This window comes from Ignatzschineria rhizosphaerae (assembly GCF_022655595.1).
In the GTDB taxonomy this organism is placed as follows: Bacteria; Pseudomonadota; Gammaproteobacteria; order Cardiobacteriales; family Wohlfahrtiimonadaceae; genus Ignatzschineria; species Ignatzschineria rhizosphaerae.
The window spans coordinates 492,501-518,317 of the sequence record NZ_CP093379.1; the positions used below are offsets into that span (position 1 = coordinate 492,501).

Genomic DNA, 25,817 nt, shown 5'->3' on the forward strand with positions numbered 1-25,817 from the left:
AGAAATCAATTGAGATTCCCGCAGTAGTGGCGAGCGACCCGGGAAGAGCCGATACGTAATAACTATCAATATATAAGAACCACATGGAAAGGTGGGCCGAAGAGGGTGATAGCCCCGTATTTTAAATATCGATAGTGGTACTAAGCGTATCAACAAGTAGGGCGGGACACGTGAAATCCTGTCTGAACATGGGGGGACCATCCTCCAAGGCTAAATACTCGTAATCGACCGATAGTGAACAAGTACCGTGAGGGAAAGGTGAAAAGAACCCCTGTGAGGGGAGTGAAATAGAATCTGAAACCGTGTACGTACAAGCAGTGGGAGCCCTTTTTAGGGTGACTGCGTACCTTTTGCATAATGGGTCAGCGACTTATATTCTGTGGCAAGCTTAACCGAATAGGGGAGGCGTAGGGAAACCGAGTCTTAATAGGGCGTCAAGTCGCAGGGTATAGACCCGAAACCAGGCGATCTACCCATGGCCAGGCTGAAAGTTAGGTAACACTGACTGGAGGGCCGAACCCACATCTGTTGCAATAGATGGGGATGAGCTGTGGGTCGGAGTGAAAGGCTAATCAAGCTTGGAGATAGCTGGTTCTCCCCGAAAGCTATTTAGGTAGCGCCTCATGTAATTTACTTCCGGGGGTAGAGCACTGTTTCGGCTAGGGGGTCATCCCGACTTACCAACCCGATGCAAACTCCGAATACCGGAAAGTATTATCATGGGAGACACACAGTGGGTGCTAACATCCATTGTGGAGAGGGAAACAACCCAGACCGCCAGCTAAGGTCCCTAAATTATCGCTCAGTGGTAAACGATGTGGGAAGGCATAGACAGCTAGGATGTTGGCTTAGAAGCAGCCATCATTTAAAGAAAGCGTAATAGCTCACTAGTCGAGTCGGCCTGCGCGGAAGATTTAGCGGGGCTAAAGCGATATACCGAAGCTGCGGATGTATATTTTAAAATATATGTGGTAGGGGAGCGTTCTGTAAGCCTGTGAAGGTGGACTCGTAAGAGCTGCTGGAGGTATCAGAAGTGCGAATGCTGACATAAGTAACGTTAATGCGTGTGAAAGACACGCACGCCGAAAGACCAAGGTTTCCTGTTCAACGTTAATCGGAGCAGGGTGAGTCGGCCCCTAAGACGAGGCAGAGATGCGTAGTCGATGGGAATCAGGTTAATATTCCTGAACTCTCGTATCATGCGATGGAGGGACGGAGAAAGCTAGACCAGCTGGTTATTGGTATACCAGTGTAAGCAGGTAGGCAGAGATCTTAGGCAAATCCGGGATCTTAATGCTGAGATGTGAATGCGAGGAGGTTACGACCTCCGGAGTGGTTGATGCTATGCTTCCAAGAAAAGCTTCTAAGCTATAGTGATATGAGAACCGTACCCCAAACCGACACTGGTGGTTGGGATGAGAATTCTAAGGCGCTTGAGAGAACTCGGGTGAAGGAACTCGGCAAAATCGTACCGTAACTTCGGGAGAAGGTACACCTTCCATGGTGAACGCTTTACGCGGTAAGCTAAGGAAGGTCGCAGTGAAAAGCTGGCTGCAACTGTTTATCAAAAACACAGGACTCTGCAAACACGAAAGTGGACGTATAGGGTCTGACGCCTGCCCGGTGCTGGAAGGTTAATTGATGGGGTTAGCGTAAGCGAAGCTCTTGATCGAAGCCCCAGTAAACGGCGGCCGTAACTATAACGGTCCTAAGGTAGCGAAATTCCTTGTCGGGTAAGTTCCGACCTGCACGAATGGCGCAATGACGGCCAGGCTGTCTCCACCCGAGACTCAGTGAAATTGAAATCGCCGTGAAGATGCGGTGTACCCGCGGCAAGACGGAAAGACCCCGTGAACCTTTACTATAGCTTTACAGTGGATTTTGAATCTTTTTGTGCAGGATAGGTGGGAGGCTTTGAAGCTAAGACGCTAGTTTTAGTGGAGCCATCCTTGAAATACCACCCTGAAAGTTTTGGAATTCTAACTTAGACCCGTTATCCGGGTTAAGGACATTGTATGGTAGGTAGTTTGACTGGGGCGGTCTCCTCCGAAAGAGTAACGGAGGAGTACGAAGGTACCCTCAGCCCGGTCGGAAATCGGGCTATTGAGTGCAAAAGCAAAAGGGTGCTTGACTGCGAGACAGACACGTCGAGCAGGTACGAAAGTAGGTTTTAGTGATCCGGTGGTTCTGTATGGAAAGGCCATCGCTCAACGGATAAAAGGTACTCCGGGGATAACAGGCTGATTCCGCCCAAGAGTTCATATCGACGGCGGAGTTTGGCACCTCGATGTCGACTCATCACATCCTGGGGCTGTAGTCGGTCCCAAGGGTATGGCTGTTCGCCATTTAAAGTGGTACGCGAGTTGGGTTCAGAACGTCGTGAGACAGTTCGGTCCCTATCTGCCGTGGGCGTTGGAAATTTGAGAGGAGCTGCTTCTAGTACGAGAGGACCGAAGTGGACATATCTCTGGTGTTTGGGTTGTCATACCAATGGCATTGCCCAGTAGCTACATATGGACGGGATAACCGCTGAAAGCATCTAAGCGGGAAGCCTTCCTCAAGATTAGATTTCCCTAGGGGTTTAACCCCTCTAAAGGTCCGTCGAAGACTACGACGTTGATAGGTTGGGTGTGTAAGTGCAGTAATGCATTGAGCTTACCAATACTAATTGACCGTGAGGCTTGACCATATAATAGGTCTTAGACAATTTTGATACGAAACATGATAAAAGACTGTTTCACTAAAGTTCAAAATGAATACAATAAAGCTTAAATAAAACGAAAGTTTGCTGTTACAATACCAACTAATCAAATTTATTCAGTGAGTGGAGTCACAATAAAAAAGACTTCAAGCGCGAACCAGTTTTCCTGGGGAGAATAGCACTATGGTACCACCTGATCCCATCCCGAACTCAGAAGTGAAACGTAGTAGCGCCGATGGTAGTGTGGGAGATCCCATGTGAGAGTAGGTCACCCCCAGGGCTTAATATAGGAAACCTCTAGTTCAGACGAGCTAGAGGTTTTTCTTTTGCCTGAAGAAAAGTAAGCATTGAAGAATCTCTTCCTTAGAAGAACAGCTAAATGGGACTATAAAAATTTAATAAGCAGTAGTTATTTAGTTTAGAAGAAGCATTTCTTTCTTAAGATAATTTAGAACAAAGAATAGAAATAGAAGCTGATTAACTTGCCGGCATGCAAGCTAGAAAGAGATGGGATATTAACTCCGGCGATGGTTGAGCCTTAATAAGTAGCATTAATCCCCTCCGAAAGCGCTGTGAAGTTAGAGGGATCTCATGGTTGCCGATGTAATGCTTGAACTTCTCTTAAGGCTGAGCCGCGGCAACTTGGGGAACCTTAGTTCTTTAGAGTTTTAGATATTAAACAAAGCCAAGGAGACTCTTAATAAGTAATTATTTTGGTACTGAGATGAGCCTGTTCTTACTTAGAGTGATTTAGAAAAAATGAGAAAAAATGAGAAGAAATAGAAGTTAATAATCTGCCGGCATGCAGACCAGAAAGAGACGGGATATTGACTCCGGCGACGGTTGAGCCTTGATAAGCACATTTTATTTAGCCTTATAGTAATGCGAGGTTAGAAAGTCTATAAAGTTGCCGGAGTAACGTGCAAACTTCTTTTACAGCTGAGCTGCGGCAATTTGGGGAACCTTAGTTCTTTAGAGTTTTTTAGATATTAAACAAAGCAACGATAGTGATGCTTAATGAGCAATATATTTTATTTATTGAAGAATCTCTTCCTTAGAAGAAGCATCTCTTTCTTAAGATAATTTAGAATAAATGATAGAAATAGAAGCTGATTAACTTGCCGGCATGCAAGCCAAAAAGAGATACGGGATATTAACTCCGGCGATGGTTGAACTTTTACAAGTGCTTATCTATTGATATGAAGTTATAAGGACCAAAGCATTATTATTTTTTTAATATTTATAAAGACTATTCGGTGAGTGCTGAGATATTAAAACTCTCGTAAAGTTTTTGACATCAGTTAGGCTGCTATTTAAGGTATTACTAAAGCCTTTTATAAAAATAGAATATTGTTAGTGGAGAAATATAATGCATCAGAAATATTTAGAAGAAGCTGTGAATATTACCCTTGAGAATATTAGAGAAGGGGGAAGACCCTTTGGTGCAGTTATTGTGAAAGAGGGGAAGATTATTGCTCGTGCTGTGAATACAATGTTGCATGATCATGATCCGACTGCTCATGCGGAGATGTCTGCTATTCGTAAGGCAGGGAAAATGCTTGAATCTGTCGATCTAACAGGCTGCGTTGTTTATGCTAGTGGTGAGCCTTGCCCAATGTGTCAAGCGGCTATGTATATGGCGGGTATTCGGGAAGCTTATTTTGTATTTTCTAATGATGATGGTGAACCTTATAACCTTTCAACTAAGACAATAGCAGAGGAGATGAAAAAAGATCCTCAAGATCGAACGGGATTTACTTTTCAGGAAGTAACCAAGGCTGAGAAGGAAAAATATGTCGATCTTTATGCCTTATGGCATCAACTGCAATAGAAGTATCAATTAATAGAGTATATTCATAATTTCAGCATTTATTTGCGAATCAAGGCATAAAAAAATCCCCACATAAGGTGGGGATTTCTTATTTAGTCTTTTTAAGAGTGATAAACGTTTAAGTTGAATTAAGCGTTTAAAGCTTTTGTCAGGATATCAAGACCTTTTTTGAGTTCTTCATCAGTAATTGTTAATGGTGCTAAGAAACGAATGACGTTGCTATTGATACCCGCTGAGAGGAGTAAGAGACCATTTGCGTTTGCATAGTTAGTAATTGCTGATGTTTTATCTTTATCAGGTGTACGAGTTTCTGGATCTTTAACGATTTCAGCGGCAACCATTGCACCTAAGCGACGAATATCACCGATAAATTTGTGTGATTTTTGTTGCTCTTTAAGATAGTCTTCAAGTTTTTGACCAAGCGTTTCAGCTTTTTCGTTTAAGTTCTCTTCTTCAATGACATCCATTACAGCAAGTGCAGCAGCACATGCGAGTGGACTTCCTGAGAATGTACCACCAAGCTCGCCTGGATTTGGTGCATTTACTACTTCAGCACGACCTACAACAGCACTTAAAGGAACACCTGCTGCAAGTGATTTTGAAGTTGTCATAAGATCTGGAACGATCCCAAAGTGTTCCATTGCAAAAAGTTTACCAGTACGAGCAAAACCTGCTTGGATCTCATCTGCAACAAAAAGGATACCGTGTTTTTGGCAGAAATCATAAACGTGTTGTACAAAGCGTTTTGGTGGAACAATAAAACCACCTTCACCTTGAACAGGCTCCATCACTAAACAGGCAATATTTTCTGGTGATGCAGTTGCTTTGAAGAACTCATCAAATTGTGCAATCGTAAGATCGATATACTCATCTTCACTCATGTGAGCTGGGCGCTGATAGGTATAAGGGAATGGTGCTTGGTAGATATCTGATGCAAATGGACCAAAGCCAACTTTATATGGGTTAACTTTACTTGTCATTCCCATTGTCAGGTTAGTACGACCGTGGAATGCACGATAGAAAGAGACAACGCCAGAGCGACCTGTGAATTTACGAGCAATTTTTACGGCGTTTTCAACGGCTTCAGCACCTGTATTGAAGAGAATTGCTTTTTTATCGTGATCACCTGCGGTGATTTCACAAAGACGTTTACAAACCTGAAGATAGCTCTCATACATCATGACGTTAAAGCCAGGATGAGTAAAGTTATCGAGTTGCGCTTTGATTGCTGCAACAACTTTAGGATGGCTATGACCGACGTTCATGACACCGATTGCTCCTGCAAAATCGATAAACTCTTCACCTTTTTCAGTAATTACTGTTGAGTTTTTAGCAGTTTTAGCAATATTGAGGTTGCCGTTACTAACACCACGAGCAACATATTTATTACGAATTTCTTGAAGCTGTTCTGTATTGTATGACATTTTAAATTCCTTCTTTGAAAATGGATTATCCTGATGAATAACAAGAGTTTTATTTTATATTTTGTTATCAAAACTCATCGATGAATAGGGTTCATCTTCTGATAGTTTACCTGTTCTAAAGCTCGATGAGTAGATATAGGTAAGAGATAAAACTTTTATCTGTTTTATCTCTTAGCAATTCATTATCTTTTATTTAAATTCGCATTTTTAAAAGCGAGTTCTTGAGCTGGATTTTTGTGCATGAAGAGGAAGTATGCACCAATTAAGTACCAGCCAATGACAAGGCTCCACTCAATAGGGAAGCTTAATTCAGCAGGCATTCCAGGTAAATAGAGTGATAAGAAACCGATACTTAAAAGAACTGCTAACCAACCAATTGTTTTAGGCCATTTAACGGCATATGGGCGCTCTAAATTTGGCTCAAGCTTACGAAGTTGAAGGAATGCTAAAGTTACGATGAGATAGCCTAAAACAACTCCGATACTTCCCGCGTTGACTAACCAGTTAAGCGCTTGACGACCTAAAAGAGGTGCTAAGAATGCTAAAACGGTTAAGAAGATAATCGCATTGGATGGTGTTTGATATTTCGGGTGCATTTTTGCAAACCACGCTGGTAACATGCCGCGAATTGCCATCGCATACATAATACGGCTTCCACCAATGACAAAGGCGTTCCAGCTTGTGATAATTCCCGCAATTCCCCCTACAACTAAAATTTTACCAAGCAGTGCGCTGTTAAATAAGTTTGTCATTGCATCTGCGGTTGCTAATTTTGAAGTAAGTAATTGTGCTTCTGGTAAGCCAATTGATACACCATAGATAATTAAAACATAAAAGAGAAGTGCAGAAAGAATCGAGATTACTAGCATTTTACCGATAGATTTTGTCGCCTTAACCTCTGATGCAATTTGTGGGATAACGTCAAATCCTACAAACATAAACGGCACCATGATTAATACTTGCATCATCCCATCCATTCCACCATTAAAGTATGGCTTTAAGTTCTCACTATCACCATTTTTAACGGCTCCAAAAATAAGGAGAAAACCGACAGATACAATAGCGATTGTGAAAACTGTTTGGAAGATCGTTGCAGAGCGAATACCACGATAGTTAAGTGCGCCTAAGAAGATTGCGCCTAATGACCCAATCATTGCCCATGTTAAATAGACTTCAGAGCCAGCAATTTCCCAAAGGCGAACCTTATGTTGAATGGGTGTTAGATAATCTAGAACGGTAGGAAGTGCAACTGCTTCAAAAGCAATGACTGACATATAACCGAAAAGAACAGACCAACCAGCTAAGAATGCAAGCGGCGTGTTAAAAGCTCTTTGAACGAAGGCAACTCCGCCACCTGTTTCAGGAATAGCTGTTGCAAGTTCTGCGTAAGTTAAACCAATGAGAATGATGAGTAAACCACCGCCAGCAAAAGCGATTGTTGCCCCCATAAAGCCTGCTGTTGCAACCCATTCTCCTGATAGAATCACCCAGCCCCAGCCAAGCATCGCTCCCATCGCTAGGAATAGTACATCCATGGATGATATTTTTTTATTCATAATTTCCCCCTTCACGGTCTGTAGTCAGTAACGGTAAGACATCACTTGAGACGCTACAAAGTGCGTGATAAGTTTCCTATTTTTTATATGAAGTTGTTAGAAGTTTTTATATATGCTTTCTATGACTGATATGTTGCATGCAATAGAAAGTATGGTTTAGTTATTGCATAAGTAGAGTGGATTTGCAAGAAAACAGCCACTTTCTTTATCTAGAATCCTCAAGATAATCTGACCTATATCAAGAGGATTTTTAAGTGAAATCCTAAGCTTATGCTACCCTAAGAACGTTTTAATTGAAAAAAATAGTTTAATGATTTTATGGGAAAAGTTGTGCAAGGCTTGTGAAAAAAGATGTTTTTTTAATGTTACTAAAACATATTGAAAAAAGTGGCAACTATGCAATGGGTTTTTAAATAGATTGATATTTGTGCGAAATAGATAAATATCACTAAAGCTTTTCATTAATAGATCTCATTAAATGATATAGGAATATTTGATTGAGAATTATTAGTTGATAAGGTAATTTTTTAAAATGTTTCAAGTTTGTCTTGAAACCTCTTTAATAATAAGGATTATAATGAAAAAGCTTCCTCTCTCTTTACTACTAAGTAGTATTTTATTATGTGGCAATTTCAGCTTTGCTGCCATGATTGATGGATATCGCGCTTTAGGAAAGGGAGATCATCAAGATGCGTATCACTTATTCTTAAAAGAGTCTAAAAATAATGCAAAGGCTAATTTTGCACTCGCAATGATGAGTTATGAAGGCTTAGGGACTTCAAAAGATCTTGTTGAAACACAAAAAAGGCTCGAAAAAGCGATTGATGCTGGTAGTGTCGAGGCGATTTATAATTTAGGTGTTTTACGCTTAGATGAGGAGTTGCCAACGAATAAAGGCGATCTTTCATGGTTAAGCCTATTATTGCAAGCGGGTGAGCAGAATTTAGCGCAAGCATCTATTCGTTTAGGAATAGAACTAATGAGTAGTGAAGGTGCATCTTCTGAGCTATTTACCGAAGAGATCATTAAGACCATTAATCAACAGCTAGAGACTGCTTTTCAGAAGGGAAATGGTTTTGCAGGCTTTGTTCTAGGCGCCTATTGGGTGGAGGCAGAAAAGTTTGGGGTTGCAGAGAGTAATTATCTTAAAGCGATTGACTATCTAGAAAAAAGTTATGAATATGGATTTTTACCAGCAGCAATGGGGCTTGCCTCACTTTATGCAGAAGGTGGTCACGGGCTTATTGCAGATCAAGAGAAGGCTGAAAAATATGAGCAATTTGTATTTGAGAATATGCATATTCTCGGAGGGTTAGAGGATTATCTTCCAGGGCTCTTAACCGTTGATAGTGCGATGACGCCTAAAGAGCAAAAACAGATGCTTGGTCAGTTAGAAAAGGATGCTCAAAAAAACTCTGTGCCGGCCATTGTGCAGTTGATTCGGCATTATGAGCTTGGGACGCTTGGCGTAGCTAAAAATCCTGCTAAGGTTAGTCAATATATTGAGCAACTAGAAACCATTAATAGTGGTGAATCTTTATTTGCTTTAGGGCGTGCGTTTTTTAAGGCAGGGGATGAATCACAAGCATTACATTATATGGAGCTTGCTGCAGAGCGAGATCATATCCCTGCGGTGATTTGGTTGAGTGATCCTCTCCATCATGGTTGGAATCCTGATGATTATCTTATTGAGCAATATGTATTACAAGGCGCAAATTTAGGGGATCCTCACTCTATTTTAGCCTTGATTGAGCGATTAAAAGCGGAGAGAAGTAATCGAGGTTGGTGGAATGAAGATGCAAGACCTGTCCTTTTGATAGAGCAAGAGATCTATGAGTGGGCCGAGAGATTACAAAAAGTTGCACCACAAATGGCATCAACACAGATTCTATTTTCTAATATTTATCAATTAGGAATGGGGATCGAAGAGAATCCTCAAAAAGCGTATGAATATATGCTAGCGGCTTACGAATCGGTACCCAATAATGAAGAGGTTTTACTTACATTAGCGATCATGAATTTGGAAGGTTATGGCACAGAGAAGAATACTGATGCCGCCGCTCATTATTACTTAAAAGTGAACTCTTTCTATCAAAGCCTTACGGCGATAGAAGGGTTACTGAGATTAAATCAGGAGACTATCGGTTTTAAAGGTAGTCGCGAATTACAATCGCAAATATTAGAAGTTGAACTTGATGAGTACGCTAATCAAAACCAATATTTTACGATTTTAGATCAGCTGTTAGATGAGCTTGAGATTCTGCTGACGAAAAGTTATCAAGAAACCACTTATGGGTATCTTTTAGCAGATCGTTATTTTTCACAATACTTTCACTTACAAGAAAAGATCGAAGAGCAGCAAAAATCCGGACTAGAAATTAATCCAGATTGGGTAGAAGAACGAGCTAAAATAGTGGATCGCGCAATGGGTTACTATCAGAGTGCCTATGATAATAGTGAACAAGCGAAGCTGCATTATGTGGAGGCGCTAATCTTTTTATCTCAAAAGAGTGAGGGTAATAAGATTCAAGCAGATCATTATGTAGAAGAAGCGCTTCGCGCGTTAATGCATATTGATTCCCTATCCACACCCCGTGAGCAATTGCCGGAGAATCATCCACGATTTTTGAGTCAAAAAGAACAAGTTAGGGCGATAAAAAAAGCGATTGAACTACTTAATCATTCTGAAGATTTTCAAGTTTGGTTTGGAGATCGAGTGCTTGTCAATAATCCTGCGGCTGTTGAGCTTTTAACAAAGTTGATTGATGGAGAAGATCGAGATGCTTCTCACTTTGCCCTTTTTTACTTAGGCAAAAAAGCGGTTAAAGAGCAGCAAGCAACAGGATACGATCAAATCATTAAGGCCGCTGAGCAAGCGTATCTGCCGGCAATTCGTTATCTTGGAAAAGCGTATGCTCAGCAAGAGGAGTTATTAATAGCGCATTTAGGAGGAACCTCTCATGATGCGATTAATTGGTATGAGAAAGGGATTGCCTTAAAAGATGAAGATTCTATTTATGAGTTAGCTGAACTCTACTATGAAAATCAGCTTGGATTTAACTTATCTGCCGGCGAAAGTGATCTAAAAGCCATTGCGTTATATGAGCAGCTCCAAGATCCTGATTATCGTTTTGCTAAATATCATTTAAACGAAGCCAAGGAGCGAGCAGAAGCCTATCAAGCCATTCAAAAGGGGCTTCAAGATAAGGATCCAGAAGCTTTTTATCAGCAATCAGAAATTTATCGTTATGGGAAATATGGCGAAACTCAGAATCTCCAAAAAGCAGAAGAGTATCTCATTAAAGCCGCGGATATGGGGTATTTAAGAGCAATGAGAGCTTATTATGATCAATATCGGGATGATAAAACTATTGAAGGAGAGACATTAACGCGCTTTAACCGTTATCACATTGGTTATGTTCATGGCGCTAAAGGGGATTGGGAGACGCAGCGATTAGCAGATCGTTATTTAATAGGGGATCGTATTACAGAGAGTCGCCAAAAAGCGCGAGAATATTATGAGTTTGCCTTAGAAAATGATCCTAGTAGTAGCGCTTCTTATGATTTAGGGTATATGAATCGTTTTGATCAGAACCTACCCTTAGCGGAACGTGGAAATGCAGAAGCAATGCTTATCATTGGACGTGGCTATGAAGGTGGGCGAGGGGTTAAAGAAGATCTTGAAAAGTCTTACTACTGGTTAGAAAAGGCGGCAAATGCCGGCAATAGCGATGCGGCATTCTACTTTGGTGTTTTGGCGCAAAAAGGATTATTTGCAGATAATGGGGATATCATTATTGCGCCAAATTGGGAGATCGCTCTTAAATGGTATGAAAAAGCCTCTCCACGCTTTAAAAATGCGATCTCTGGGCGTGTAAAAGAATATGAAACAATTCATCAACCCGCTGAAAATGGCGATGCTAATGCAATGGTGAAGCTTGGCGATCTTTATGAGAAAAGATATCGCTCTAAAGCACACCCTTATGATTTAAAAATGGCTAAAAGTTGGTATGACAAAGCTTTAGCTGCCGGCAATCTCTCAGCCCATTTTGGATTAATGAAATTATTGCCAGAAGAGAAGCAAGGAAGCTATCTGCAAGATCTTATAAATAGTACCGGTGATCTAGCTTTTAAAATGCAACTCTCCAAAGAGATCGCTGCCCAAAGCTCGGCTACATTAACATTAGAGAACTTACAATTAGCTGTTGATAATCTTATCGCTATTATTGAAGATAAAACTATTGATACAAAGCTCCGTAGTAACGTTATTGAGCAACTATTAGCACTTTACCATCAACGTTATACTCTTACCAATGGGGAGAGGATTCAAGCCCCCGGTTTTGAGAAGAGCTATCAGTTAGCACTTTCGTATAGTACTGAAATTCCCGCCGTTAAACGGTTAGTGGCGGATGCGCTTTATGAACAAGGTGATTTAGATGGCGCTATGCAGTTGTGGCAAGAAGGGGCTGATGATGGAGATCACTTTGCCGTATTAAGAATCTACCGACAATTAATGCCACGGGGTTATGACACTGTGACTTTAGCAGAACTTGAAAAGCTTGATGCTTTAACGGCGCAATATTTATCATTAGCCCCGGCATTTCCGGTAGGACCTAGTGATTATGAAGAGTTTTTTGAGATCTATGATGCTGAAGGCGTTCTTGATAATGATGCGCGTTCTGAGATGAGCGCATTACTTGCAAGTTTATGGCAACAAAATGGCGCTGATTTTATGGCAGATCCCGTCCGTGCGAAAAGATGGTATCAACAGGCGCTAGATTTTAAAGTGACCAATAGTAATGCCGAAAATCTGCGATCAATTGTTGCAAGTCAGCTTTTTCAAAACCCTCAAAACTTAACCTATCTTGCAGAGCTTTATCTATATGGTTCCATTAATGACAATATTGATCGATCAATGCCGATGTTTGATCGCTTAACATCATTACAAAAAAAGGTACTGATGCAGCAAGCGATCAGCTATCAAGATGAGAGAGATTATGGACGTCATAAATGGGTGATGATCACGCAGCAAAAGGAGAGTGATGCAGGAAGTGCGACAGCCGCGTTAATATTAGGAGATCACTATCGTGAGGGGCAATACACACGTCAAAATCTAGAAAAGGCAATTGAGTATTACGAGCTTGCCGGTAGTAGAGGCAATGCAACAGCTTATAATCGTTTGGGATATATGTTTCGGAAAAATGAAGATGGGATAGAGCCTGATTACCCAAGAGCACTTGCTTATTATGAGAAGGGCACGGCGCTTAATGATAGTAATACCGCGCATCTTGCCGGCGATATGCTCTATTTTGGTGAAGGCGGAATTGATAAAGATTATGCAAAAGCTGCCAAATATTATGGATTAACAGATGTAAAGCAGGGCAATCATCATGCGCTTGCGAAATTTAAGCAAGCAGAGATCATCTATCAAGGTCTGATTAAAGAGCCCACTCTTGAGGATTATCAAAAAGCTTTTGATCTTCTATTATTATCGATGGAGTATGGGGAGAAAAGAGCATTAGATGCCGTTGCGAAGTGGGATTTTACGATGCTACATCAGCAGAAGCAATCTTCGCAGAAAGAGGATTGAGGAGATTAGTTTTTGATTTTGAAAGAATTTAACTTTTGATAACAACAGGTCATGAGAGATCATCTTAAAAGATCAAAATAATCGTGATAGGATAAGCAGGTTGAAATACCTGCTTTTTTATTGAGCTAAGAATATTAAATATTAAAGAGGGCAGCGAATAGCTGAGAGTTAGAAAGTGACTAGGGAGCTTTAAGAGTGAGTTATCGATTGTTATTAACAGTAGCAACGCTACTGCCAATGATCTTTTATTATCTGCAATTAGGATTTGCCCCTAAAACATTGGCAACCTATTTTGTCATGGGGATTCCAGGATCGATTTTCTGGGGCATTGCCGTAATGATTTGGGGCGTTTTAATGGCAATTCTTTATGTCATGATTCATCAAAAGGCATCTCAAAAAGAGATAGAAAATAGCTCAAAGACTCAATATTAAAGATTGAAAGGTTATTGTTATATGACGCAGATACAGAAAAGTACCGCACAATATTTTCTTGCCGGGCGCTCAATTGGAAGTACGCAAAATGCTTTAGCTTTAGCGGGGGATTATCTCTCTGCTGCTGCATTTTTAGGCTCTATTGCAATGTACTTTAGTCAAGGTATGGATTCACTTTTTTATGCCGTAGCGACATTAATTGGTTGGACTCTATTACTGATTCTTTTTTCCGATAAGCTTCGTCAAACTGAAGCTTTTACTTTTTCAGATGTGATTAATCAAGGCTTTAATAGCCAGCGGCTTAAAGCACTGAGTGCTTCTACCAGTATCTTGATCTCGATCTTTTATCTATTAGTACAACTGATGGGGGCCGGCACTCTTTTGTCACTGTTATTTGATATTAATTACACAGTGTCATTACTTTGTATTGGTGGCTTAACGGGATTACTAGTGTTACTTGGGGGAATGAAAGCAACCACGATGGTGCAAAGTATTAAGGCATTACTTCTTTTTATCTTTGCCGGCATTATGACTTTTTTAGTCTTAAAATCCTTTCATTTCTCATTTTCAGAGCTTTTTGTAAGAGTTGCGAGCTTATCGAGTTTTAATGCCTTAAAGCCAAGTCCTGCGATTAGTTCGGGGATTGAGCAGATATCGTTGATTTTAGGATTAGTATTAGGATTGTTGGGATTGCCCCATATATTAATGCGCTTTTTTACCGTAAAAGATGAGAAAACAGCGCTTTACTCAGCTGCCGGAACCACCTTTTTAATCGCGATTTTCTTTATCTTAAATCTCATTATTGGTTTTGGCGCGTTTGTCCTTCTTCATGGTGAAGTATTAGAAGGGGGTAATAACATGGCATTACTACATTTAGCAAAACTTCTTGCTGGGTCAAATTTTCAATGGGTTTTAGCAATCTTAGTCTTTATTACAGTGCTTGCGGTGATTGCAGGATTAGTAATGGCCGCAAGTGCAAGCATTACCCATGATTTAATTCCGATTTTATTCCCAAAGCAACAAAGTAATATTTTTATTGCCAAAATCTCTGTCGTCATCGTTTTTCTTGCCGGCGTTGGGCTTGCTTATCTTTTTAAAGGGGTAAATTTAGCTTTTCTCTTTGGAATTGCTTTTGCTTGGGTGGCAAGTGCGCATTTCCCCGTAATGTTTTGCCGATTTTACTTAAAAGGCTTTAATGAGAAGGGTGCATTTTATTCGCTTTTAGTGGGCGCTGTTGGGAGTTTACTCTTTATTATCTCTAGTAATACTGTTTGGGTGAATATATTAGGATTTGAAGAATTACACCCTTATAAAAGCCCCACACTTTTTGTTTTACCTTTTAGTTTTTTAATTCTCTTTATTCTCCGAGATCGGAAAGTTTGCAAAGCTTAAACGAAAGGCAGTATCATCACCGCCAAAATAGCTACTTTTAGTTGCTTTTGCCGAGAGTTTTGCAAATTTTGCTTCTACTTTTTTCTGCGTTTTAGGATCTTTGAGAGTGGCATAAAGATGAAATCCGCCTTGCGGTTTTTCAAAGTAGAGGGCGTGATTAAAGTGCTCAGAAACCCAATCATGGAGCTGATAAGCTCGCATTTTTAAGGCTTGTTGCAATGTTTTTTCATGGTGCTTTGCATGGTGTTGTAGGTAAAACTCAGCCATAAATTGGGGTAAAGAGCTTAAACCTGAATCAAGTTGCTGGCGGATATTGGCTAAGTGCTCTGTAATTGCCGGCGGTGCAATCATCCAGCCAATACGAATAGAGCGCCCTAAGTATTTAGATAAAGAGCTCAGATAGAGGACATTATCATGGCGATCTTGCATTTTTAGGGGCGCTGTATTGAGATGGTTTTCAAATTTTATCTGGGCACAAGCATCATCTTCAATGATTAAAATCCGCTTTCGCTCGCAATAATCGAGAAGATTTTTTTTGCGCATTGGTGACATGACTTTGCCGGTAGGATTGTGAAAAATAGGGTTAATAAAGATCATTTTAAGGGAATGCTTGTGCGTGAGCTCATCGAGTTTGTCGATCATAATCCCTTCATGATCCATAGGAATTCCATAGATTCTAATTCCTAAAGCTTGGAAGATAGAGAGCGAATAGAAGTAAGAGGGATTTTCAATTGCCACAGCATCCCCCGTTTTTAGTAAGCCAAGCGCAATGAGAGAAATGGCTTGCTGCGTACCGGAAGTGATCAGAATTTGATGAAGATCGACATCCCAATGGTGGCTCTCTTTGAGATAGTGTTGCACCGCTTTTCTTAACTGCTTTGTGCCAAAGCGAGAAGCACTATTTTCTTGCTCTGCTTCTAAAAGTAACTGCCAATCGATCTCCGGAAGCTGAAGGGAAGGGTAGAGATCAAGCGGTAAATCACCATTAGCCAGATTATATCGATACTCTTCTTCAAAGGCCCTTGGTTGCTCCGTTTGATTCCATTGCATGCGAGGCGCTGAAAATAGTCCCCATTTTTGGGGGTTGATAAAGGTGCCAGAACCCACTTTACGGATAATAATATTGCGTTCATGTAGCTCGTCCATTGCGCGTACTACGGTTGAGCGATTCACCTTAAAGAATTGGCTTAAGTCTCTTTCAGAGGGGAGTTTCTCCCCAGGTTGGAGTTTTCCTGAGAGTGCGGCTGCCTCTATCATCTCGATAATTTGTTGATAGAGGGGCTTTTGAGAATCATTAGGTAAGGTGTAACGCATATTTCGTCTAGCTCAATAAAAAAATAATGCTTCAAGATAAAGGAGTTATCTCTTATTGTGAAAAAGTCTCAAAATGGATGGGTGATTTATCATCCAAATGGCTCTTTTGAGAGATGATAACAGAGTGTATTGTTTGATGCTGAGGATTTAATCCTTCATAAGCACTCGTAGAACCTGACGTTTTGCGATGGTTTATGCCTTGACCATCCATTTTGAGGACTGGAGACGATTCAAAATGGGTGGCAGGGAAATAGAAATAAACTTTTACGTTTATCCTACTAAAAGCGTAAGAGATAAATTAAACACTATTCAAACAAAAGAGACAACTTTAAAAACGATTCTAAAATAAAGAGGAGCTTGAATCATGAGTAATTTTATTGAAATGCCAAAACGTGGCGTCATTATGGATGTTGTGAATGTTGAAGAAGCAAAAATTGCAGAAGCTGCAGGTGCTTGCGCTGTTATGGCGCTTGAGCGTGTTCCATCTGATATCCGTAAAGAAGGCGGAGTTGCTAGAACAACTGATCCAGCCCTAATTGAGGCGATTCAAGCAGCTGTTTCTATTCCTGTAATGGCTAAAGTGCGCATTGGTCATATTGCCGAGGCGAGAATTTTAGAAGCATTAAATATTGATTATATTGATGAGAGTGAAGTATTAACGCCGGCAGATGATGTATATCACCTTCTTAAAAGTGATTATAAAGTTCCCTTTGTGTGTGGTTGCCGGAATTTAGGTAAAGCGCTTCGCCGCCTTGGTGAAGGGGCGAAAATGCTCCGTACAAAAGGGGAGCCTGGTACTGGAAATATCGTCGAAGCGGTTCGTCATATGCGTGAAGTCAATGCGCAAATTCGTGCATTAACCACAAAATCAGATGATGAGTTAATGGTCTTTGCTCGTGATATTCAAGCGCCCTATGAGCTTGTGAAGCAAGTTAAAGAGCTTGGACGTTTACCTGTTGTAAACTATGCAGCAGGCGGCGTTGCAACACCTGCTGATGCCGTATTAATGATGCTTCTAGGCGCTGATGGTGTATTTGTAGGATCAGGAATCTTTAAATCAGAAAACCCAGAGAAATTTGCACGTGCAATTGTGGAAGCGACTAAAAATTATGAAGATTTTGAACTGCTTGCCAAACTTTCAAGAAATTTAGGAACGCCGATGCGTGGGCTTGAGATCTCAAAAATTGATGAAAGCGAGATCATGTCTGGTCGTTAATGAGTGAGATTGGAGTCATTCATAGCACATTTAACGCATACAATTTCCATGAGTTATGAGTGATTATTACCAATACGATCATTAGCAACAAAATGCCGAAGGCTTAAATTGAGCGCTTCGGCATTTTTCTGTTTTTATGATTGGTGATGCTTTACAGTTTACTTTTGAGGATTGCCTTCTAGTGTTGAGATCTCACAATTGCCATTTTGGTTACCATCAACGACGCATGTTTCTAAGCGCTTTGCAGCATCAACGCCTTGTGCGCAAGCCGTGAGTAGAAAAAGAGTCACAAGTGAGAGAAGCATTTTTTTCATGGGGCATTCCTTTGCAATGAAATGGTTGGTAAGTTGAAAAGTGAATAAATGATCACTCCTATTATATCGAAGTTTAGAAAGCGAATATATTTGTAAGTTTTGATTTAATGCCTCTCTTAACAAAATCAATTAATAAACTTATCAATGGGCAATTTTGCTAACGATTAAATAGCCCTTCAAAAGCTTTAATCACATCCTTTGGTTTAGGAGCCTGGCGGCTTTCTTCTTTTTTTGGTTGTAGAACGGGCGGTAAAATATCTTGAATATTCTCTTTAATAGTGGATTCAATTTTTCCTTTAGCAAGATTGGCAATCATTTTACCTATGGCATTTTGGTCAATCCCACAGAGATTTGCGCCTGCATTAATGTAAGAACCTTGGCAGTGTAGGGGAATTGTTACATTTTTAAGATATTGGTCAATCTGACAATGTGCAACGCCGGTAGATTCTTTAAGTAATAGACTGATTCGATAATCAAGCGTTTCATTATTAAGATTAATAGTGCCATTTCCTGTTGCGGCTAAGCCTGGGATTTCCATCTGTAGGCTATTGTTGGAGATTACGCCATTTCGGATGGTTGCATTGGCATTGAGCTTATTAAAATTCGTGGTAGGCTTTGCGCTATTTTGACGGAAATTCTCCTTTTTAAGGAGGGCAAAACCTTCACATACCAATTGCTCGTAATCCATGCCAATAAGTTGACCATTGCTGATATTGACCTGAACATTTCCTTGAAGATGCTTCATGATAGAGGTTTTATCGAAGCCTTGAGTTTGTAGTTGCCCATTAAGATTGAGATTGCCGGTAATGGGTAATGATTTTTGTAGCGCAGTTAGTAGGTTTGTAAGCGGTAAGGCGGTAATAGTGATATTGCCATCAATGATAGGCGTTTCATTTGCTGTTTTAACATGACCTTTTACCATCATATTCCCGCCTAAAAGCATCGCTTTTGCTTCTGAAATAGTGATGAGATCATTTTGTAAAAGCGCATCAATGCCGATATTTTGTGCGACAAATGTATTAATTTTAAGTTCTTGTAGCTTTGTATTAATTGTTAAAGCACGTTGATTGGTTGAAGTGGAAGGCTTAATATTTGTCTCTTCCTTGGCATTGCTATTATTGGGGATATTGGGCGATGTTGTTGATTGCTCAGGAAGGTAAGGGCTTAAATCGAGTTTTTTCCCTTTTAAGGTAATCCTTCCTTGTTGCTGCTGGAGACTTGTGAAGGCGATATCTCCTGTAATTTTTTGTTCATCAAGGAGTAAGGTTAATGGCGAGATTAAGAGAGTATCTTGCGTTAAATTAAGTGCAAGATCAGCCTCTAATTGTAGCGCTATCGTTTTTGAAGGGATGAAGTTTTGCCATCTATTAATATTGGCTTTAAGGAGATTATCTTTAAAATTCCAACTCTTTGACACTTGGGTAAAAGTAATCGTTGATTGACCTGATAGATCAAAATGAAGATGATCTTTTTGAGAAGCTGAAAGCTTAAATTGAAGGCTCCCTGTTGTTAAAGGGCTGATGTTTTTAGCATTAATTGTGATTTTATCAAGAATCAATGCCGGCATTTTTGCTGATTTTTGCGATGAGATTTGAAGATCTTGAACCTCAAGTTTTGTCAGATTCCACGGATCTAAATCAGGGCTATTACTATAGTGAAAATTTTCTATAGTAATATTTTGTGGTTTGAGTAGCAGTGTTTGATCATTTTTAACTGCCTTTATCTCTCCTTTTTTAAGGTCAAATTGTCCTAGGTTTGTTGCAAAAATTCTCTGATCATCTACAAAGGTTCGGTGAAGTTCTAACTTTTGTAGATTGAAATTGATTTCTTGATAATCAAAAGTTTGTTGTAACAAAGCATCACTAAAATATAGATTTCCCTTGTTAAATTTCAGGGCATCGATAGAAAAATTCGGGGCATTGAGCTGAATTTTTTCGATGATAAAATCAATATTATCTCCATGAAATTGCTGTTTTGTCAGCTGATTCTCAAAGTTAAACCGAGCATTAGTAAAGCTCATGGCGGCAATAGCCAGCGCTCGCGGTTTTTGTGTGGGTTTTTCAGCGTGATTTTCGCTTTTTTGATCTTTAGTTGGTGAAATTGTTTCAGGCTGATTTAGGGCTGGGTTTTGGGGTTTAGGAGTTAGGAAGCTATCAATATTTTGTGAGCCATCAGGATAGGTTAAAATCTCTAACATTAAGCCATCAACATGGAGCTGCTTGATATCAATATCGCCCTTTATAAGCGGAATGAGTTTAAGCGAAAGGGTGAGATTATCTACAGATGCTACAGGATTTTTTGTGTCATCAAGGGCAGATATTTGAGTCTCTTTAATGGAAATGCCAAATTGAGGAAAGAGATTCCAAGAGAGATCCCCTTTAATTTGGAGCGAGATATTCGCCCTGTTTTGGGCAAAGGCTTCAATACGCGACTTGTATCGATTAGGATCAATCACAAAGAGTAGAACCGTGATGGTAAGAATCAAAAGCACAATAACTGCTATAAGCGTGAAGATAATGCGTTTAAATGTTTGCATCTTTTAGCCCCTTTAACTTAAGAAGTTCTCTTTACAATGTAACATATATTGATGCTTTATTAGTCAATGAATAGGGTGATATGTCTTGAATAAATCATTGATAACAAAATGTTACAGTGAGCAGTTATTTAGGCTTTAGTTTTAGGAAATGCCAGCAAAATGGTATGATTGAAGCACTTTTTATAGTTTTCGATTTAGGATCAATGATGAAAAAGCCAGATAAATCTTCTGTGAAAACACCGGCAACGCTCTTTTTAGATCGTCAGAAATTACCGTATGAAATATTTGAATGTACGGGGGAGATTGAAGGGACTGCTGAATTTATGGCAGATTTTCTCGGCGTTCCTGTGCACGAAGTCATCAAAAGCATAGTCTTTATGGATGAAAAAAACAAAGGCTATATGGTTTTGCAACATGGTGATCAGACTATTGATACGAAGGTTCTTCGAAAGCTTTTTGGGGTGAAAAATGTTCGCCCAGCGCCTTATGAGTTTGCTCATAAATGGACGGGATATGAATTTGGAGGCACTTCTCCTTTTGGTATTAAAGCAAATATTCCGATCTATGCAGAAAGCACGATTTTTGAGATGGAGAGTTTTTTTATTAATGGTGGTAAGCGCGGCGTAAACCTTAAAATCACCCCTGAATTATTAAAAAAAATCGGCGTAAAGCCGGCTGAGGTTACGAAGTAAGATCCATATTGGGAATTCATATAAGTAATTTTGAGTATTTTTTAGAGCACTTCTATAAAGAGATAGCAGTGCTTTTTTATGAGTTGGAATTCATATAGGGTTTTAAATACTCCTTTAATAAAAATTATTTTTAAATAAACCCATATTTAAATCAGCTTTCGTTATATTAAAAAATAGAATTATTAGTCCATTGGCTTCTATCTTTTTTTTCCCATGTTATAGTGAATTTTATCTAAATTTTAAAAACGACTTAGAAAAACAATCGTTTCTCACATTGAAGCGGCATTTAGATAAATACATAGGTATTTTTATAAGATGAGAATAAAAAGCCTTATAAAAGCGATCATTATTTTGTAGCGCTTAGGAATAGCAATTATCTATCTGAATTTTTAGGTTAAAAATTAATATCTCTCACATTGAGATCTATTGGAGGATTTATGAAGAAAGTATGGGCAAAAAATATATTAGCAGCAGCCATTATTGGCGTAATAGGATTAGGCGCTGCATATGCAGCTGAAGTGCCAGCGGGGGTGAAGCTTCATTCGGAGCAAAAGTTAGTACGCAATAATGGTGCAGAGCCACAATCTTTGGATCCTCATAAAAGTGAAGGTGTTCCTGAAGCAAACCTTATTCGTGATCAGTTTGAAGGGTTAGTGAATGTCGGCGTTGATGGAGAGATTAAACCCGGGGTTGCCGAGAGTTGGGAGCATGAAGATGACCAAGTTTGGCGTTTTAATTTACGTAAAGATGCTAAGTGGTCTAATGGCGATCCTGTAACTGCTCATGATTTTGTCTATGCTTGGAAACGTTTAGTAGATCCAGAGACAGCATCACCTTATGCAAGCTATTTGCAATATGCACATGTTGAGAATGTGGACGATATTATTAATGGTAAAGCTGATCCAGATATGTTAGGTGTTAAAGCCTTAGATGATTACACCTTTGAAGTCACGTTAAGTGAGCCAATTCCTTATTTAGAGAAGTTAGTGGGGCATACTTCTGTTGTGGCTGTGCATCAAGGGACGATTGAGAAATATGGCAATCAATGGACGAATCCAAAGAATTTTGTGAGTAATGGTGCTTATAAGCTTAAAGAATGGGTCGTCAACGAACGCATTGTATTAGAGAGAAACCCACAGTATTGGGCAAATGATAAAACAGTGATCGATGAAGTCACGTTTTTAGCGGTTGTTTCAGAAGTGACGGATGTGAATCGTTATCGTAGTGGGGAAGTAGATATGACTTATAATCAACTCCCGACAGATATGTTTGCGCGTTTACAGCGTGATATGCCAGATGAAGTGAAGATCTCGCCTTACCTTTGTACCTATTATTATGAGATCAATAATCAAAAAGCACCTTTCGATGATCCACGCGTTCGTGAAGCTCTAAAGTTATCATTAGATCGCGATATTATCGCCCATAAAGTGATGGCGCAAGGACAAATGCCGGCATACGGATTTACGCCGCCATCAACGCAAGATATGGATGCGCTTGAACCTGAGTGGTTTAGTAAATGGACACAAAAAGAGCGTAATGAACGTGCTAAAAAGTTATTAGAAGAGGCGGGTTATGGTAAGGGGAATCCTTTAACATTCACGCTTCTTTATAATACAAATGAATCACACCGAAAAGTCGCAATAGCGGCAGCTTCCATCATGAAGCAAAATGCGGGAATTGAAGTCAAACTTGAAAATCAGGAGTGGAAAACCTTCTTAGATAGTCGCCACCAAGGAAACTATGAAGTAGCAAGAGCCGGATGGTGCGCTGATTATAATGAGCCTTCAACATTCTTAAATATTATGCTTTCAACAAGTAGTAATAATACATCGCACTATAAGAGCGAAAAGTTTGACCAAGCAATGCGTAGTAGTATTACTGCGAAAACAGAAGCCGATCGTATTAAAGCCTATCAAGATGCAGAGCGTATTATGGATGAAGAGAGTGCGATTATTCCTATCTATTACTATGTAAGTCCTCGTTTAGTAAAACCTTATGTTGGGGGGTATAGCATTAAGAACCCAATGGGATATGCGACCACAAAAGATCTCTATATTATTGAGCATTAAGCATCAAAATAGATATTAGTATTGAGTGAAAGGTTAGAAAATATAGCTAATCGTTATTTTTTAATAACTGTGAATAAGGCATTCATTTTATACAAAGAGGGGCTTTACCGAATGTTATCTTTTCCGCTAATATCAGAAGATAGTTAAGAGATTTAAAATAAAAGATTTAAAATAAAATATTTAAAGGCAGCTTATTAAAGCTGCTTTTTTGTCTAAATTTATAATGGTTATTTATAGTGCCGCATTATAGTGACTATATAGTAAAATCGGTTTAAAAATGATCAAATTAGGTTGCCGGCGCATCGATTATGAGAAGCGCAATAATCGTTTCATCCGGCATCATGCAAGCTAATTAGGTTCGTACACTGTGATATTTTTCTTTTTAGATAGTGTTTCTTAAACCGAATCGACTATAAAATAAGCTTCACACTATGGCCTATGGAAGGCTATGCCAAGATCTAGGATGGATACTTGGCTTGCAAAGAATATCAAAGGTATTCTTTAAAATGGATATTAAGGGAGATGGAATGATGAAATTATTGAATAAGAAAATGTTGAAGCCAGCACTGCTGACAGTGGCATTGAGTACAGCATTAATGATGACGCAAGCTTTTTCTGCTAATGTGCCAGATGGGGTAAAACTTGCAGGGAAACAGACATTAGTTCGTAATAATGGGACAGAGCCTCAATCATTAGATCCTCATAAAATTGAAGGCGTAGCAGAGTCGCATCTTTCAAGAGATCTTTTTGAAGGGCTGGTGATTATTAATGTTGATGGTGAGATGGAATCTCGAGTGGCGAAAAATTGGGAGAGTGATGATTTTATCACTTGGCGTTTTACCTTAAAGCCTGATCTTAAATGGTCAAATGGGGATCCATTAACCGCTCATGATTTTGAATATGCATGGAAGCGGTTAGTAGATCCTAATACCGGTTCTCCTTATGCCAGCTATTTGCAATATGCACATTTTGCCAATGTGGATGAAGTGATTGCCGGCGATGTTTCTCCTGATGAACTTGGCGTTAAAGCGCTTGACGATGTGACGATTGAAATCACGTTATCAACAGCGGTTCCTTATCTGCCAAAACTATTAGCGCACACGGCAATGGCGCCGGTACCACAAAAGATCATTGAAAAGTATGGAGATCAATGGACTAATCCTGGGAAATTTGTAGGTAATGGCGCATATCAGCTTAAAAACTGGCAAGTGAATGAGTATATTTTATTAGAGAGAAATATCCATTATTGGGATAACGAGCATACGGTGATTGATGAGGTAACCTTCCTTCCTATTACCTCAGAAGTGACGGAAGCGCAGCGTTATCGTGCTGGGGAGATTGATATTACGGCAAATGTACCAATCGATCTTTTTAAAAAACTACAAAAAGAGATTCCCGATGAGATTAAGGTAAGCCCATATCTTTGTACCTATTATTACGGCATTAATAATAGCCGAGCGCCCTTTACCGATATTCGTGTGAGAGAGGCACTAAAGCTCGCACTTGATCAAGATATCTTAACGAATAAGGTTAAAGCACAAGGTGATTTGCCGGCCTATAGTTTTACACCGCCTTATATTTCAGGGTTAGAGGCATTAACCGTTCCAAAGTGGTTCGATATGCCGATGACAGAGCGGAGCGCAAAGGCAAAAGCACTATTAAAAGAGGCCGGATATGATGAGAATAATCCACTCAAAATTAAACTACTTTACAATACTTCAGATCTTCATAAAAAAATGGCAATAGCAGCAGCTTCGCTCTTAAAGCAAAATGCCGGCATTGAAATGACGCTCGATAATCGGGAGTGGAAAACGTATGCCGATAGCCGAAGACAAGGGGATTACGATATTGTCAGAGCTTCTTGGTGCGCTGATTACAATGAGCCATCGAGCTTTTTAAATATGATGATCGGCGATAGTAGCGTTAATACCGTGCATTATAAGAGTGCTGAATTTGATGAGATGATGGCGCGTACTTTAACCGCAAAAGATGAGGCTGAGCGCTCTAAGTTCTATCAATTAGCAGAAGAGAAATTAGATGCCGATTCTGTGGTGATGCCGATCTATTACTATGCCAATTTACGTTTAGTAAAACCGCATGTCGGCGGTTATAACGGTAAAAATCAATTGGGGTATTACTATACGAAAGATCTTTATATTATTGATCAGCCATAAGGTGGATTATCGATCTGTTATAAAGTTTTAGTAAAGGGCGCTGTCGTAGAGATAGCGCTTTTTTATTAGTCATCATAAAAAACGATCTGTAGTCATTATAGTCAACTTAGTTTAAGAAACACCGTTTTTAAAAGTCAAACAGTACAGAATGTGAATTAAACAAGTTTGCATGGTGCCGGATAGAACATGTCTCTTATTGTTAATAGCCGATGCGCCGACATTTAAATCAGCTTGTTTTGAGCCTATTTCACTATATAGTCAATTCGCCTTAAGAAAAGCAAGTCTAAAACAGCTGGCACGGGATTTTAGAAAGAACACGAAACATTCCCTCCAGCCTTGCATAAATCTATAAAGGTACGTATTAAATAGTACTTGCAAAATACCAAATAGAACGATTCTTACGCCTCCTATAATCTATGCGCCGGCAATTTAGTTTAGTGGTTTTTTACCGACTTAACTATAAATTATGGCTTATTAGGTACTCTATTTTTGATAAATCCCAATCTATCTCCCTTTTCCACTATGTTTTTATGAGCCTCTAAGGATTAGCATTAGGCAGATGCTGAGAATAAAGGA

13 protein-coding genes and 2 rRNA genes (1 of these 15 only partly in view) are annotated in these 25,817 nt (G+C 39.6%); 10 read left to right on the forward strand and 5 right to left on the reverse strand.

Annotated features, from left to right (window positions below; all coding sequences use genetic code 11):
- The 3 genes from MMG00_RS02225 to MMG00_RS02235 form a co-directional block, all read left to right on the forward strand.
- A 23S ribosomal RNA gene (locus MMG00_RS02225) occupies positions 1–2,689 on the forward strand; it begins 223 nt to the left of the window's first position.
- 177 nt (positions 2,690–2,866) lie between these two features.
- Positions 2,867–2,981: ribosomal RNA gene (gene rrf, locus MMG00_RS02230) — 5S ribosomal RNA — on the forward strand.
- A 1,089-nt stretch (positions 2,982–4,070) separates the two neighbouring features.
- A complete protein-coding gene (locus MMG00_RS02235; RefSeq protein ID WP_270049337.1) occupies positions 4,071–4,532 on the forward strand; it encodes a nucleoside deaminase in 462 nt (153 codons plus the stop codon).
- A gap of 128 nt (positions 4,533–4,660) precedes the next feature.
- On the opposite strand, the gene gabT is transcribed toward MMG00_RS02235, so the two are convergent.
- Together gabT and MMG00_RS02245 are read right to left on the reverse strand one after the other, a co-directional pair.
- Positions 4,661–5,956 (reverse strand): 4-aminobutyrate--2-oxoglutarate transaminase, encoded by a 1,296-nt coding sequence (gene gabT, locus MMG00_RS02240; protein WP_242150768.1) that lies wholly within the window; start codon positions 5,954–5,956, stop codon positions 4,661–4,663.
- A 182-nt stretch (positions 5,957–6,138) separates the two neighbouring features.
- The gene (locus MMG00_RS02245) at positions 6,139–7,491 is read right to left on the reverse strand and encodes an APC family permease (protein ID WP_242153242.1); all 1,353 of its coding nucleotides are present in this window, start codon (positions 7,489–7,491) and stop codon (positions 6,139–6,141) included.
- Between the two features lie 598 nt (positions 7,492–8,089).
- Here MMG00_RS02245 and MMG00_RS02250 point away from each other — a divergent pair.
- The 3 genes from MMG00_RS02250 (at position 8,090) to MMG00_RS02260 (ending at position 14,926) form a co-directional block, all read left to right on the forward strand.
- Positions 8,090–13,102, forward strand: a complete 5,013-nt coding sequence (locus MMG00_RS02250; RefSeq protein WP_242150772.1) for a tetratricopeptide repeat protein — start codon at positions 8,090–8,092, stop codon at positions 13,100–13,102.
- A 195-nt stretch (positions 13,103–13,297) separates the two neighbouring features.
- Positions 13,298–13,534, forward strand: a complete 237-nt coding sequence (locus MMG00_RS02255; RefSeq protein ID WP_242150775.1) for a hypothetical protein — start codon at positions 13,298–13,300, stop codon at positions 13,532–13,534.
- Positions 13,535–13,555: 21 nt separating this feature from the next.
- The gene (locus MMG00_RS02260) at positions 13,556–14,926 is read left to right on the forward strand and encodes a solute symporter family protein (RefSeq protein WP_242150778.1); all 1,371 of its coding nucleotides are present in this window, start codon (positions 13,556–13,558) and stop codon (positions 14,924–14,926) included.
- Here MMG00_RS02260 and MMG00_RS02265 read toward each other — a convergent pair.
- The gene (locus tag MMG00_RS02265) at positions 14,882–16,240 is read right to left on the reverse strand and encodes an aminotransferase-like domain-containing protein (RefSeq protein ID WP_242150781.1); all 1,359 of its coding nucleotides are present in this window, start codon (positions 16,238–16,240) and stop codon (positions 14,882–14,884) included. The genes MMG00_RS02260 and MMG00_RS02265 overlap by 45 nt on opposite strands.
- A 364-nt stretch (positions 16,241–16,604) precedes the next feature.
- Between MMG00_RS02265 and pdxS the strand changes: the two genes are divergently transcribed.
- A complete protein-coding gene (pdxS, locus tag MMG00_RS02270; protein ID WP_242150784.1) occupies positions 16,605–17,456 on the forward strand; it encodes a pyridoxal 5'-phosphate synthase lyase subunit PdxS in 852 nt (283 codons plus the stop codon).
- 158 nt (positions 17,457–17,614) lie between these two features.
- On the opposite strand, the gene MMG00_RS02275 is transcribed toward pdxS, so the two are convergent.
- Both MMG00_RS02275 and MMG00_RS02280 read right to left on the reverse strand, forming a co-directional pair.
- Entirely contained in the window at positions 17,615–17,770 is a 156-nt protein-coding gene (locus tag MMG00_RS02275; RefSeq protein WP_242150787.1) for a hypothetical protein, read from the reverse strand.
- A 157-nt stretch (positions 17,771–17,927) separates the two neighbouring features.
- Entirely contained in the window at positions 17,928–20,306 is a 2,379-nt protein-coding gene (locus tag MMG00_RS02280; protein ID WP_242150790.1) for an AsmA family protein, read from the reverse strand.
- A 203-nt stretch (positions 20,307–20,509) separates the two neighbouring features.
- On the opposite strand from MMG00_RS02280, the gene MMG00_RS02285 reads away from it, so the two are divergent.
- From MMG00_RS02285 to MMG00_RS02295, 3 genes are all read left to right on the forward strand, one after another.
- Positions 20,510–20,998, forward strand: coding sequence for an aminoacyl-tRNA deacylase (locus MMG00_RS02285; RefSeq protein ID WP_242150792.1), 489 nt, complete (start codon positions 20,510–20,512; stop codon positions 20,996–20,998).
- A 437-nt stretch (positions 20,999–21,435) separates the two neighbouring features.
- Positions 21,436–23,067 carry an ABC transporter substrate-binding protein gene (locus tag MMG00_RS02290; protein WP_242150796.1) on the forward strand — a complete coding sequence of 544 codons (1,632 nt, stop codon included), beginning with the start codon at positions 21,436–21,438 and terminating at the stop codon, positions 23,065–23,067.
- Positions 23,068–23,594: 527 nt separating this feature from the next.
- Positions 23,595–25,241 (forward strand): ABC transporter substrate-binding protein, encoded by a 1,647-nt coding sequence (locus tag MMG00_RS02295; protein WP_270049339.1) that lies wholly within the window; start codon positions 23,595–23,597, stop codon positions 25,239–25,241.
- Positions 25,242–25,817: the final 576 nt, after the last annotated feature.

Excerpts from the sequence above, each read along its gene's own strand:
- MMG00_RS02275 (WP_242150787.1), bottom strand. The coding sequence starts at position 17,770 with ATGAAAAAAATGCTTCTCTCACTTGTGACTCTTTTTCTACTCACGGCT.
- pdxS (WP_242150784.1), top strand. The coding sequence starts at position 16,605 with ATGAGTAATTTTATTGAAATGCCAAAACGTGGCGTCATTATGGATGTT.
- MMG00_RS02280 (WP_242150790.1), bottom strand. The coding sequence starts at position 20,306 with ATGCAAACATTTAAACGCATTATCTTCACGCTTATAGCAGTTATTGTG.
- MMG00_RS02245 (WP_242153242.1), bottom strand. The coding sequence starts at position 7,491 with ATGGATGTACTATTCCTAGCGATGGGAGCGATGCTTGGCTGGGGCTGG.
- MMG00_RS02250 (WP_242150772.1), top strand. The coding sequence starts at position 8,090 with ATGAAAAAGCTTCCTCTCTCTTTACTACTAAGTAGTATTTTATTATGT.
- MMG00_RS02285 (WP_242150792.1), top strand. The coding sequence starts at position 20,510 with ATGATGAAAAAGCCAGATAAATCTTCTGTGAAAACACCGGCAACGCTC.
- MMG00_RS02265 (WP_242150781.1), bottom strand. The coding sequence starts at position 16,240 with ATGCGTTACACCTTACCTAATGATTCTCAAAAGCCCCTCTATCAACAA.
- MMG00_RS02260 (WP_242150778.1), top strand. The coding sequence starts at position 13,556 with ATGACGCAGATACAGAAAAGTACCGCACAATATTTTCTTGCCGGGCGC.
- MMG00_RS02295 (WP_270049339.1), top strand. The coding sequence starts at position 23,595 with ATGATGAAATTATTGAATAAGAAAATGTTGAAGCCAGCACTGCTGACA.
- MMG00_RS02290 (WP_242150796.1), top strand. The coding sequence starts at position 21,436 with ATGAAGAAAGTATGGGCAAAAAATATATTAGCAGCAGCCATTATTGGC.
- gabT (WP_242150768.1), bottom strand. The coding sequence starts at position 5,956 with ATGTCATACAATACAGAACAGCTTCAAGAAATTCGTAATAAATATGTT.
- MMG00_RS02235 (WP_270049337.1), top strand. The coding sequence starts at position 4,071 with ATGCATCAGAAATATTTAGAAGAAGCTGTGAATATTACCCTTGAGAAT.